Origin of the sequence: Flavobacterium sp. 22659, from assembly GCF_052044235.1 — a bacterium.
GTDB classification, from domain to species: domain Bacteria; phylum Bacteroidota; class Bacteroidia; order Flavobacteriales; family Flavobacteriaceae; genus Flavobacterium; species Flavobacterium johnsoniae.
This window is the reverse complement of record NZ_JBQEMU010000016.1, coordinates 98,993-112,179: the sequence shown is the minus strand read 5'-3', so window position 1 is coordinate 112,179 and position 13,187 is coordinate 98,993. Positions and strand designations below refer to the sequence as shown.

The window sequence follows — 13,187 nt, the reverse complement described above, 5'->3', positions numbered from 1 at the left end:
GAATTGAAAGTTATTTTTTATTAGGCATCGATATTTGCGTAAACTGCATTTTTCTCGATAAATTCTCTACGAGGCGGTACCTCATCTCCCATTAACATAGAGAAAACTCTATCTGCTTCTGCAAGACTATCGATTGTTACCTGACGCAAAGTTCTAAATTGAGGATCCATGGTTGTTTCCCACAATTGTTCTGCGTTCATCTCTCCAAGACCTTTATAACGCTGAATGTTTGCGCTTCCTCCCATTCTTTCATTGGCCTGATCGCGTTGAACGTCATTCCATGCGTATTCTTTTTTGTTTCCTTTTTTAACCAAGTATAAAGGCGGTGCTGCGATATAAACGTGACCTTCTTCTATAAGCTCTTTCATGAAACGGAAGAAGAACGTTAATATTAAGGTAGAAATGTGGCTTCCATCGACATCGGCATCACACATAATGATTACTTTGTGGTAACGAAGTTTTTCAATATTCAAAGCTTTACTGTCTTCTGCTGTACCAACGGTAACTCCTAAAGCAGTAAAGATATTACGAATCTCTTCGTTTTCGAACACTTTATGGTGCATCGCTTTTTCAACGTTCAAAATCTTACCACGTAATGGTAAAATCGCCTGAAAGTTACGGTCACGTCCTTGTTTTGCTGTTCCACCAGCCGAATCTCCCTCGACTAAGTAAACCTCACATCTTGCCGGATCCTGCTCAGAACAATCTGATAATTTCCCTGGTAATCCGCCGCCGCCCATAACAGTTTTACGCTGTACCATTTCACGTGCTTTTTTCGCCGCGTGACGAGCCTGAGCTGCTAAGATTACTTTTTGAATAATTATTTTAGCATCATTTGGATTTTCTTCCAAATAATTTTCAAGCATTTCTCCAACTGCCTGAGAAACCGGAGATACAACCTCTCTGTTTCCAAGTTTCGTTTTTGTTTGTCCTTCGAACTGAGGCTCAGAAACTTTTACCGAAATAATAGCTGTTAAACCTTCACGGAAGTCATCTCCCGAAATTTCAAATTTCAATTTATCTAACAATCCAGAAGCATCAGCGTATTTTTTAAGTGTTCTTGTTAAACCACTTCTAAAACCTTGCAGGTGTGTACCTCCTTCGTGTGTATTAATGTTATTTACGTAAGAGAAAATATTCTCAGAATAACTTGTATTATAAATTAAGGCAACCTCAACCGGGATTTCACCTTTTTCGTGATCCATGCTGATTACGTGAGAAATAATTGGCTCACGGTTTCCATCTAAATAGCGGATATATTCTTTAAGACCTTCATCTGAATGAAAAACTTCGCTTTTAAATTCGCCTTTGTCATCTACTTCTCTTTTATCTGTAAACGTGATCGTAATTCCTTTATTTAAGAAAGAAAGCTCACGCATACGAGCTGATAAAGTATCATAAGAGAACTCTGTAGTCTGCTGGAAAATAGTATCATCTGGAAAAAAGGTCTGACGTGTACCTCTTTTATCTGTTTCTCCAATTTGTTTTACCGGATATAATGATTTTCCTCTTTCGTATTCCTGCTCATAGATTTTTCCTTCTCTAAATACAGTCGATTTCATGTGAACCGAAAGTGCATTTACTACAGAAACCCCAACTCCGTGAAGTCCTCCGGAAACTTTATACGAATCTTTATCGAATTTACCTCCGGCACCAATTTTAGTCATTACAACCTCAAGTGCTGAAACTCCTTCTTTTTTATGTAAATCAACTGGAATACCACGACCGTTATCTTCAACTGTAACCGAACCGTCTTCGTTTATTGTAACACCAATAGTATCACAATGTCCTCCCATCGCCTCATCAATAGAGTTATCAACAACCTCGTAAACCAAATGGTGAAGCCCTCGAACTCCTACATCTCCAATATACATCGATGGACGCATTCTTACGTGCTCCATTCCTTCTAATGCCTGAATACTATCTGCTGAATAATTGTTCTTCTTGATTTCTTCGCTCATATAATTTATTCTAAAAAATGTATTTACTGTCTAACACGCAAATATATAAAAACGCGGGGTATATACCCATAAAATTCCGACTTAAAGCGCTTAAGTTATTAACACAATTGTCTGAAAAACCAAAAAATAATTCCAAAAGTGAATTTTAAATTCAAAATTCATAAATTCCAAATTCTAAAAATAGGAATAACACAAAAATCAATTTTGAAATCCCAAATTCAAATCCTAATAACAGCATAAAAAACCGAAATGACATTGTGAAATGCATTTCGGTATTAATCTCACAATTCCTAAACTGGAATTTGGATTTTTTTATATTGAAATTTTCCTTCTTTAGTTTTTCTTATTAAAATCTCCAGCATAAACTGAAGTCATTTTATCTAATGAAAGATATTTCTTCAACACACTATTTACTTCTTCAACTTTTAAAGCTTTGATTTTTGTTTCCAAAGTATCATAATCTTCTAAAGGCACTCCGTATTGTAAATAATTATTTGACAGTTCCATTAATGTACCGTCAACTCCTAATCTTGTTTTTCTTTCGTTTTGCCAGCTGGTTAGATTAGACTTTAGTTCTTCTGCTGTAAATCCATCTTTTATTGCTTTTGCAATTTCTTCTTTTGCTGCAGTTTCAACAGCGCCTTTTTTCGTTGGATTTAAAAAAGCATAATAACTCCATGAAGCCACATTGTTTGTAATTGGAATATCTGCAAAAGAGCCTGCTCCATAACTGATTCCTTCTTTTTCTCTTAATCTCATCGGAATTCTGGCACTTAAAAAACCTCCGCTTCCTAACATCTCATTTGCCATAACAAATGCAGGATAATCAGCACTGTTTCTATCCATTTTAAAACTGATTCTTCCTAAAGCAACCGCATTTTCTTTGTCTGGAGTAATAATGTCTTTGTCTAATTTTTGTGTTTCAAAATAAGTTGGCAAAGCAAGTTCATATTTCGCCTTAGAATTCCATTTTCCAAATGTGCTTTCTAAAATTTCTCCTGTAGTTTTGGCATCTAAATCCCCTACTACACTTCCTACACCATTATTTCCGCCTAAAACATTTTTATAAAAATCAACAATTTCTGATTGTTTTATTTTTTTGAAAGCATCTATCTGTTCCTGAATCGTTGGTGTATAAAACATATTTCCTTTTGGATATTTTGTTGTTGACCTTGTAATTTCAGTAAATGCCACAGCCTGCGGATCGTTTAAACTAGACTCTAAATAAGTATTATACTCACTGATTGTTTTGGTAAGTTCATTTTCAGGAAAAGTTGAATTAGTCAGCAGGTCTGCTAAAATTCCCATTACTTCCTTAAAATTTTCTTTATAAGTATTGATATTGACAGTTAAAGTTTGTCTCGAAAAATTAAAATTAATTGAAGATTTCAATTGATCTAATCGATCCTGGATCTGCTCTTTAGATTGTGTTTTTGTTCCTGTTTTTAATAACTGGGCAAGAATACCGGCAATATCGCTTTTATCTGTTAAATCTTTTTCGTTGCTCACCGGGAATCTAAAACTTGCCTGAACTTTTCCGCCTTTGATTTCTTTTTTAATTAATCCGTATTTAATACCGTTGTTTAATTTGCCTTCAGCAAAATTTTGTTTTAAATTTTTAATAGAGGCTTCAAACGGCGCAGCTTCTTTTTCAAGTGCTTTTCCTTTGTAATCTTTAATTAATGCTGATAACTGTTCATCAGTATATTCGTTTGGTTTTACTCTTACTTCATCTTTTGACGGAATAAAAATACCAACTGTTCTGTTATTAGCTTTAAAATATTTCTCGGCTACTCTTTGAACATCTTCTTTTGTAAGGTTTTCAATTGCATCTCTATATAAAAAACCGAGTCTGTAATCGCCGGCTCCAACAATTTCTGTCATGTTTACAGCATACGAAATTGTATTGTTTTTTACCGCCTCAATCTGCTTAATAATTTTAGCTTTTGCTCTGCTTATATCCTGATCTGTATATTTTGTTGATGCAATTTTATCCAGCTCAGTTCTAATAAGTTCTTTCGTTTCTTTTACATCTTTATCATTCGGCAATGCGGCTCCAAAATAAATAAATCCGGCATCTCTTACTGTAGGCTGCCAAAAATAAATACTGGATATTTTTTGTGTTTCGACTAAAGATTTATACAAATAACCTGATGGATCTGCTGTTAAAATTTCGCCTAACGCATCTATTGCTGCGTAATCTTTATCTGCATACGATGCCGTGTGGTACAAAGCTCCAACATTTTTGCTGTCTCCGGCTCTTTTAAGTTCAACATATTTTTCTCCATCCTGAGCCGGTTCAATTGTATAAGTTTTATCTAAAACTCTTTTTGGTCTAGGGATTGCTCCAAAATACTGGCCTGCATACTGCAGTGCTTTCTTTTCATCAAATTTTCCTGCAATTATAAGAGTTGCGTTATCCGGCTGATAGTATTTTTCATAAAAAACTCGCAGCGTATTTGCTTTTACTCTTTCAATATCTTCTTTACTTCCTATGGTGCTGTTTCCGTAATTATGCCACAAATAAGCTGTAGAAAGAATTCTTTCCTGCAAAACTCCATCAGGATTATTTTCTCCTATTTCAAACTCATTTCTAACTACTGAGAATTCTTTGTCAAGATCAGACTGTAAAATGGTAGCATGAATCATTCTGTCGGCTTCCATTTCGATGCTCCATTTTAAGTTTTCATCACTTGATGGAAAAACTTCGTAATAGTTTGTTCTGTCTAACCAGGTGGTTCCGTTTGCATTTCCTCCTTTGTCTGACAACATCTTTTTAATATCGCCTAAATTCTTAGTACTCTTAAAAAGCATGTGTTCCAGCAAATGCGCCATTCCTTTTTCACCATAGCCTTCATTTCTGGAACCTACATTATAAACGATATTAACGACCATATTGCTCTGAGAAGCATCTGGAATTAAAAGAATTTTTAATCCGTTGTTTAAAGAATATTCTTTAACACCTTCAATATTGGTAATGTATTTAGGCACTTCGACCTTTTTTTGGGCACAAACAGGACTCAATGAAATTAATGCACAGCATAAAATTCCACCTAGTAATACGTTTTTCATAGGTTGTGATGGATTGGTTATTAATTTGTTAATGATAACCAAATATAATATTTTTCCTAAAGTAAAAACCTACATTAACTAAGATTTAGGAATTACAAAAAAATCTTAATTACACGCATAAAAAAACCGAAACGAGATCCTATATCTGTTTCGGTTTTATGTTTTGAAATTCCACTTGGAATTTATTTTTTAAAATACTTTTTAAACAGCTACTGATTTTACATTCTCAAAATTTCCTTTTAAGTGTGCTGCGTTAGCTCTTCCGCTTGGATCTTGATTTTCCTGCCATTTTGGTATCCATTTACGAACGGTTTGCGCCGCACTGACCTGTGGATAATATTTATGAAAAATCGATCTGTAATAATACGCCTCTTTTGTTGTTGGTGTATTGTATGGAAATTCTGCACTTGCACCAGCCAATTGTTCATCTGTAACCTGCGAATCACAATACTCTATCAACTCATCAACCCAGTTGTATCCTACTCCATCAGAAAACTGCTCTTTTTGTCTCCACAAAACTTCTGCAGGCAAATAAGGATCTTCGGGAGTATCAAATGCTTTTCTTAAAATATATTTTTCAACTCCATCGTAAGTTTTTGGCTGTTTTTCTTCGGTTTTAATTCGAATGGTAACATCTAAAAAATCTTTATCAAGAAACGGAACTCTGGCTTCGATTCCGTTAGCCATTGTTGTTTTATCCGCACGAAGTAAATCTGCTGTAAATAGTTTTTGAACTCTTTCGATAGTTTCGTCCTGAAATTCTTCTGTCGAAGGCGCATTTCTAAAATACAAATGCCCTCCAAAAATTTCATCGGCGCCTTCTCCTGACAAAATTACTTTTACGCCTTTTTCGCTGATTGCTTTAGACAATAAATACATTGGAACTCCTGAACGAACAGAAATAATATCATAGGTTTCTATAGATGCAATAACCTGCTCTAAAGCTTCTACTCCTTCTTTTACAGTAAAATGTATTTCATGATGATCTGTACCTAAAAATTCTGCTGCTTTTCTAGCCGAAATATTATCTGGCGCATCAGCATCTAAACCGATAGAAAAAGACGGCAGTTTTTTGCCGTTTTCTTTTAGCAGTCTTGAAGCTACAGAAGAAATTAAAGAAGTATCTAAACCACCGGATAATACAACTCCAACAGGAACTTCGCCTATTAAACGTTTGCGTGTGGCTTCGATTAAACTCTTGCGGATTAATCCAAAATCAAGCGGCTGATCAGCCTTTAAATGATCTTCGTATTCCGGATGATAATATTTTACAAAACCGCTTTTTACTGTATAATAATGCCCTGGAGGAAAAGTTGAAAATGATTTACACTGATCGGCAATTGATTTCATTTCTGAAGAAAAATAAATTCTTCCTCTTTCATCTAATCCATAATATAGAGGTTTTACTCCAATTGGATCTCTTCCTGCAATATAATTATCACCGTCGATAATTACGAAAGCAAAATCACCGTCAAGTTTGTTGCAAAAATCATATCCAAACTCTTCATATAAATGCACGATAACTTCTGAATCTGAATTGGTTCTAAAAGTATGATCTTTTAAAATTGTGTTTTTTAATTCCTGATAATTATAAATTTCACCATCGTGAACCATCCACGCTTTGTTCGTTCCCTGAATAGGCTGTTTTCCCGAATGCAGATCGATAATAGACAGACTTTCATGACAAAGTATACTTCCATTTTCCATAATATGCAAATCGCTTTCATCCGGGCCACGGTGTGACATTCTGTTAGAAAGTTCTTTAACAAGCTGCGGGTCTTTTCCTTTACCAATAACGGCCAATAATCCAGACATACTAATCTATTTTATATTTTTATTCTTCTGTGTCAACTTAAAATAAGCTGAACATTAAAAAATCATTAAAATTTTCTATTGCAGGCAAATCTAAATATTATTTTTTTCTTTCCTGCCCTTTTCAATACTAAAATCAAGCGGCTTTAACTTTATTCCGGCGAATGCCAAATATAAAAAAAGTAAGTCAATTAATTATTGATTCCATTTTATAAAGAACTGAAAATATAGAATTTAACAATTTAAGACAAGAAAAACGCCCTCGGTAGAGAACGTTTTTCCAGCAATATATATACTAATTCTAATAATTAACTCATTTATGCTTTTACATAAGCATCATCATGCACATTTGCTACTGCTCTTCCTGAAGGATCGTTTAAGTTTTTAAACGCTTCATCCCACTCTAAAGCAATTTTTGTACTGCAGGCAACACTTGCTTCCTGCGGAACGCATAATGCTGCAGCATCGCTTGGGAAATGTTCTGAGAAGATAGAACGATAGTAATATTCTTCTTTTGAAGTTGGAGTCTGTAATGGGAATTTGAATCTTGCGTTTGCTAATTGCTCGTCTGAAACTTCTCTTGCCACAACTTCTTTTAAAGTATCGATCCAGCTGTATCCTACTCCATCAGAAAACTGCTCTTTTTGTCTCCATGCCACACTTTCAGGAAGCATATCTTCAAAAGCTTTACGAACAACCCATTTTTCCATTGGATGTTCTTTGTTAATCATTTTATCTTGCGGGTTGATGCGCATTGCAACATCCATAAATTCTTTATCTAAGAATGGTACACGGCCTTCGATTCCCCACGCTGCCAAACTTTTGTTGGCACGTAAACAATCGTACATATGAAGTTTTCCTAATTTACGAACGTTTTCTTCGTGGAATTCTTTAGCGTTTGGTGCTTTGTGGAAATATAAATATCCTCCAAATAACTCATCTGCTCCTTCTCCGGAAAGAACCATTTTGATTCCCATAGATTTGATAACTCTAGCCATTAACCACATTGGAGTTGAAGCTCTTACTGTAGTTACATCATACGTTTCAAGGTTGTAAATTACATCACGAACGGCATCTAAACCTTCTTGGATTGTGAATTTAATTTCGTGGTGAATAGTTCCAATATGATCTGCTACTTTTCTAGCTGCAGCTAAATCCGGAGAACCTTCTAATCCAACTGAGAAAGAATGCAATTGCGGATACCAGGCATCTGTAGTATCATCTGACTCAATTCTTTTTTGTGCAAATTTTTTGGCTACAGCCGAAGTGATAGAAGAATCTAAACCTCCAGAAAGTAAAACTCCGTAAGGAACGTCACTCATTAATTGTCTGTGAACTGCTGCTTCTAATGCTTTTCTAATTTCTGGAATGCTTGTTTCGTTATCTTTTACTGCATCATATTCTGTCCAGTCTCTTTTGTACCATTGTACAAACTCTCCGTCTTTGCTTGATAAATAATGTCCTGGAGGGAATAATTCAATTTTTGTGCAATATCCTTCTAAAGCTTTTAACTCAGAAGCTACATAGAAAGTTCCGTGCTGATCCCATCCAATATATAATGGAATAATTCCCATGTGGTCACGAGCTACGAAATACTCATCTTTATCTACATCATAAATTGCAAAACCAAAGATTCCGTTTAATTCATCAACAAAGTTTACTCCTTTTTCTCTGTATAATGCTAAAATAACTTCGCAGTCACTTTCAGTCTGAAAGTTATATTTTCCTTCAAATTGTTTACGCAAATCTCTGTGATTGTAAATTTCACCGTTTGCAGCCAAAACCAATTTTTTATCTTCTGTAAATAAAGGTTGTTTTCCTGAAGCTGGATCTACAATTGCCAGACGCTCGTGAGAAAGAATTGCTTTATCATTACTGTAAATTCCGCTCCAGTCTGGTCCGCGGTGACGAATGATTTTAGACATTTCTAATACTTGAGGTCTTAGACTCTCGGCTTTTTGCTTTAGATCAAAGGCACATACAATTCCACACATAATTTTATATTTTTAAAACTTTAAATTTCATTTTGATAGGGCAAAGATGCGGTATCGATTACAATTGAAAAACACAAACACCAATTTCAATTACAATTTATAACCATAAATTTATTTTTACATACAAAATGTAAAATTTAAGCATTAAAAAAAGCATCAAACTTAAAAATTTCAATTTTGAGAATAAAACTGGTTTAAAATTGAAACTTTAAGTCATTTTTTTGAATTAATTTTTGAGTTTTTCCATTACAAATAAAAGATTCGTAAAGAAGATATAGAAAATTGTTCTGGAATTGTAGTTTACACAAACATACTGGAGTTACTTGCGAAGATTTCTCCTTTGTCGAAATGACAAACTTTGAGATAATTAACTTTGACAAAGTTCTCTATAATCCAATTTTAAATTATTCAACGCTTTGAATAGTATAATGCGTTTTATTGATTTCAAACTCAAAACCAACTTTATTGCCCATTAAATGATTTCCTAAAGGTGACTGAGGAGATAGCGCAATAACATTAATGCCGTCAATTGTAATTTTTGGAAGTGCCACGCTCACATACAAATAAATTCCGTTTGCTTTTACCAAACTTCCTAAAACTATATTTTCTGTTATTTTGGCTGGATCAATTTTGTCTAAAACAGCTATTTGTGCAATGGATTCTTTTAATTTATGGGTCAGTTTTTCCTGTTCGATATGCATCATCGACAAAGCTGTTTCGTGTTTGTCTCCGGCAGAACCTTTGGCGTCGTTTTTAGAATCTTCTGTTAAATTAGAAATCATGTCTCTAAAAACATCAATCCTGTCCTGAACCATTTGTATGTAGTGTGAATATATTTTTTCTTTAAAAGTCATTTTTTAAGGTACAAAGATGTAAAATACAAAGGTGCAAAGTTTTTTTGTTTGTCTAAAAATTTATTCGAAGAAAACATCTGGGTAAACAATGTTACCGTATACTTCTTTTAAACCGTCTTTTACAAGCGGTACAACCATACAATTTTCTGCAGGAACATCAAACGGCATTTTTATATTATATTTTTCACAGCGCTGGTATCCAAATCTTGGATAATAATCTTCATGCCCAAGCAAAATAACGGATTTATATCCTAATCTTTCAGCTTGTTCGTGTCCATATAAAATAAGTTTTGAACCAATTTCTTTTCCTTGAAATTCCGGTAAAACAGAAACGGGTGCCAATGCTAAAGATTCAAAAACACTGAGTTCATTTACAATCTGCAGTTTTGTAAATAAAATATGCCCCACGATTTGCCCGTCGACCTCTGCAACAATAGATAACTGCGGAATAAAAACTTCTGACTTTCTTAATCTTTCTACCAAAAACTGTTCTTTGTGATCGCTGTATTCCTGATTTTTAAAAGCTTTTTCTATTAATTCAAATACACTTTTATAATCGTTTCTATTTTCTTGTCTAATTAGAACTTTCATTATCTTAAAATTAAATCATAAAAATAGCCACAAATTCACGAATCTACTCCAAAAATTCATGAACCCATGGCTAAAAAGACACTTCCTGTTTTAAAAACTTCGTGCCTTACTATCTATAAAGTCTTGCTGTTTAAAAATCGAATTTATAGTTTCCTCCAACTAAAACCTGGAATCCCTGAACAGGATAATTAAGCCATCTCTGATATGCCTGATTTCCAATATTGTTTAGTTTTAAGAAAAAAGTCAAACGCTCATTATATTTATATCCTAAATGAGCATTGGCATCAAAATAGCTTTTTAATGTCGTAATAACCGGATCTGTACCAAAGTCTAAATTAGTCTGCATGTCTTTACGTTCTCCAACATAAAACACATTTAAACCAGCATACCATTGTTTGGTAATATTAACATCTAAAGTCGAGCTCAGCTTCATTGTTGGTAAATTCCAGGCTTCAACCACGTTATCTGTATTGTAGCTGTTAAAAGTTCCGTTGATTCCAAAAGTAACATTCTGAGAAAAATCAGCTTTTAATTCTCCATAAAAACGGAAGGTTCTGATATCTTCATAAACTACCCCAAACGAGTTTCCAAAAGCATAATTCTGGTTCGAAAAATCTTCTGTATAATCATTGCTTTTAAACAATGCTTTGTTTTTTTCATTTAAATACGAACCTGTTAAGTTATAGCTCACATTATTAGCCAATTTTCCTTTTAATCCGGCAAAAACATTGTATTGTGTACTGCTTGGTCTCATGTTTAATGTTGGAGACAAAAATGGATTTTCGGTTACAAAATCAGCATATGAGTTTTGATTTAAACCTCCGTTTACTCCTGTATAGAAAATCATCAAATCGCCCACCAATTTATATGAGGCATTTACTTTTGGATAGATATAAAATTTGTTTCCGCTGTTTTCAGAATCTAAAGCATAGAACAATCCTGCCCCTAATTCTAATGTCCACTCATTTTCATGAACTACAAAACTTGGTTCGATTCCAAAGTTTGTCAAACTATATTTTAAAGGTTCTGTATTATCCCAGGCATAATTGTGTTCAAAAGAACCGCTTACGTGATCTACAATAATATTTGTATTAATTGCCTGATCCATAATATCAACTTTGAAAGTCGGTTTTAGGTAAAAACGGTTTTCTGAAGAAGAAAAACTATCTGAGAAATGCGTAAATCTTGTCGAAATTTTACTAAAAATTCCTTCATTAAATTCGGCATTTCCGCCCAAAGAAATAGTATTATAAGAATGATTTGGATTAATTCCTCTAATTAAATCTTCCTGTGTTCCCGGCGCTAAAGTCATTCCAAAATCGGCAGGTAAACCGTACCAATTATATACTTGGTTTTGATAACCCAAATCTACTCCCCAGGACATATCGCGGTTATTTTGTCCATAACCAATATTTAAACCTGTATCGTAAAATTCATCATTTAGATTAACATCTTTAATTCCTCCCTGAGAAGAATGGTGGCGCAGCATTCCGGCTAAATAATCATTGTTTCCTAAATCCTGAGTTACGAATAATTCAGCGTTTAAAGTTCCATAATTTCCAACTCCCAGCGTTGCATAATTATTAAACAATCTTTCTTTTTTTGATTTATCTACTCCTTGTGCATTTCCTTTTGAAGGCGTAAAAGTCGAAGCTACAGGAACAGACAAAATACTGTATTTTATAGTTTCTTTCGGCTGATTTCCTGCATCGTCCAGCGATGGAGTTTCTTTTACTTTAAAAGCATCAGATATAGTTGGCGAATAAGGTTTTACTACGTTTACTGTTTCAGTTCCTATACTTTCATTTTTCTTAACTTGCGAAAACGAAAGCTGGGCAGCAAATAACACGAGCAAAACGGTGATTTTATTTCGGCAGTTTAATTTCATATTTTTTCTTTTTAAGAGAAAAGAAGAAAGACTTCTCTTTTATTTCTAATTTTCTCTATATATTTTTATTCTATTTTCTAAAATCTTTACTCTTGCTTCTATTCTCTATAAATCAAGCTTCCCAATCTCCTTTGGCAACAAACTGTGCTTTTCCTCCAATATTTATATCATAATTGGTATCGGTTAATTTTCCTTTGAAATAAATTTCAGATGGACGGCCAATATAATCTCCCTGATAATTAATTAATTCAAATTCAGGTTTATGATATTTTAGCAAAAAAGCCTGCAGACACGTACTGGCGCTTCCTGTTGCAGCATCTTCTACCAATTGATTGTTTTCAACGCACAGCATTCTGCTGAACAATTTTTCCCCTTCCAGGTAATAAAAATATAAGCCTCTGTGATTTGTTTTACAATTATTTTTCAGCCATTGATCTGTTTTATCTTTATCTAAAACCAAATTTTCAAGTGCTCTTTTACTGCTTAATCCAACCATTACAAACGCACTTCCAGTTGTAACTTCCTGAATTGGAAATTGATTTTCAAAATCACTTACCTGCAGATTACTAAAAGATGTAAAATCAACTTTTGAGAAAACATCCCAAAACTTAGGCTGTGCTGCTTTGAGCCAAATCAAATCTTCTGTTTTTTGAATAGCAATTGGCCCAATCGGAACTTCCAGTTTAATTTCTGAAGGCGAATTATCAAAAATCTTGTTCATCAAAACCCATGAAGTGCCAATTATTGGATGACCCGCAAACTGCATTTCCTGAGCTGGTGTAAATATTCTAATCTCAGCTTTATTATTTTCTCTGTCAAGTTTGGTTACAAATGTGCTTTCGGCAAAATTAATCTCACGTGCAATCTGCTGCATTTCTTCCGAACTCAAATTTTGGGCTTCTAAAAATACCGCCAGCTGATTTCCGGCATATTTTTTATCGGCAAAAACATCAACTATATAAAAAGGTAAACTCATTGTTCTTATTTTTTTTCTTCTTAGAGAATCAAGAGGAAA

At 34.0% G+C, this 13,187-nt stretch carries 8 protein-coding genes; all 8 read right to left on the bottom strand.

Annotation, left to right across the window (positions count from 1 at the left end; genetic code table 11):
- Positions 1-20: 20 nt before the first annotated feature.
- The 8 genes from gyrB to ACTJIW_RS16145 all read right to left on the bottom strand — a co-directional run bounded on the left by gyrB (position 21) and on the right by ACTJIW_RS16145 (position 13,148).
- Positions 21-1,961 carry a DNA topoisomerase (ATP-hydrolyzing) subunit B gene (gene gyrB / locus ACTJIW_RS16180; RefSeq protein ID WP_012024321.1) on the bottom strand — a complete coding sequence of 647 codons (1,941 nt, stop codon included), beginning with the start codon at positions 1,959-1,961 and terminating at the stop codon, positions 21-23.
- A 333-nt stretch (positions 1,962-2,294) separates the two neighbouring features.
- The gene (locus ACTJIW_RS16175; protein ID WP_440714880.1) at positions 2,295-5,033 is read right to left on the bottom strand and encodes a M16 family metallopeptidase; all 2,739 of its coding nucleotides are present in this window, start codon (positions 5,031-5,033) and stop codon (positions 2,295-2,297) included.
- A 201-nt stretch (positions 5,034-5,234) separates the two neighbouring features.
- Complete coding sequence (asnB, locus tag ACTJIW_RS16170; RefSeq protein ID WP_440714879.1) at positions 5,235-6,848, bottom strand: asparagine synthase B; 1,614 nt, start codon at positions 6,846-6,848, stop codon at positions 5,235-5,237.
- A gap of 314 nt (positions 6,849-7,162) precedes the next feature.
- Positions 7,163-8,839: an asparagine synthase B gene (gene asnB / locus ACTJIW_RS16165; protein ID WP_012024318.1), complete on the bottom strand. Its 1,677-nt coding sequence runs from the start codon at positions 8,837-8,839 to the stop codon at positions 7,163-7,165.
- Between the two features lie 404 nt (positions 8,840-9,243).
- Complete coding sequence (locus tag ACTJIW_RS16160) at positions 9,244-9,693, bottom strand: hypothetical protein (protein WP_440714878.1); 450 nt, start codon at positions 9,691-9,693, stop codon at positions 9,244-9,246.
- A 60-nt stretch (positions 9,694-9,753) separates the two neighbouring features.
- Complete coding sequence (locus tag ACTJIW_RS16155; RefSeq protein WP_440714877.1) at positions 9,754-10,284, bottom strand: GNAT family N-acetyltransferase; 531 nt, start codon at positions 10,282-10,284, stop codon at positions 9,754-9,756.
- A 130-nt stretch (positions 10,285-10,414) separates the two neighbouring features.
- Positions 10,415-12,172 carry a TonB-dependent receptor gene (locus tag ACTJIW_RS16150; protein WP_440714876.1) on the bottom strand — a complete coding sequence of 586 codons (1,758 nt, stop codon included), beginning with the start codon at positions 12,170-12,172 and terminating at the stop codon, positions 10,415-10,417.
- A gap of 112 nt (positions 12,173-12,284) precedes the next feature.
- A complete protein-coding gene (locus tag ACTJIW_RS16145) occupies positions 12,285-13,148 on the bottom strand; it encodes a PhzF family phenazine biosynthesis protein (protein WP_440714875.1) in 864 nt (287 codons plus the stop codon).
- Positions 13,149-13,187 lie beyond the last annotated feature (39 nt).

Bases quoted from the DNA above. Each gene is read 5' to 3' on its own strand.
- ACTJIW_RS16150 (WP_440714876.1), bottom strand. From the start codon at position 12,172: ATGAAATTAAACTGCCGAAATAAAATCACCGTTTTGCTCGTGTTATTT.
- ACTJIW_RS16155 (WP_440714877.1), bottom strand. From the start codon at position 10,284: ATGAAAGTTCTAATTAGACAAGAAAATAGAAACGATTATAAAAGTGTA.
- ACTJIW_RS16160 (WP_440714878.1), bottom strand. From the start codon at position 9,693: ATGACTTTTAAAGAAAAAATATATTCACACTACATACAAATGGTTCAG.
- asnB (WP_012024318.1), bottom strand. From the start codon at position 8,839: ATGTGTGGAATTGTATGTGCCTTTGATCTAAAGCAAAAAGCCGAGAGT.
- gyrB (WP_012024321.1), bottom strand. From the start codon at position 1,961: ATGAGCGAAGAAATCAAGAAGAACAATTATTCAGCAGATAGTATTCAG.
- ACTJIW_RS16145 (WP_440714875.1), bottom strand. From the start codon at position 13,148: ATGAGTTTACCTTTTTATATAGTTGATGTTTTTGCCGATAAAAAATAT.
- ACTJIW_RS16175 (WP_440714880.1), bottom strand. From the start codon at position 5,033: ATGAAAAACGTATTACTAGGTGGAATTTTATGCTGTGCATTAATTTCA.
- asnB (WP_440714879.1), bottom strand. From the start codon at position 6,848: ATGTCTGGATTATTGGCCGTTATTGGTAAAGGAAAAGACCCGCAGCTT.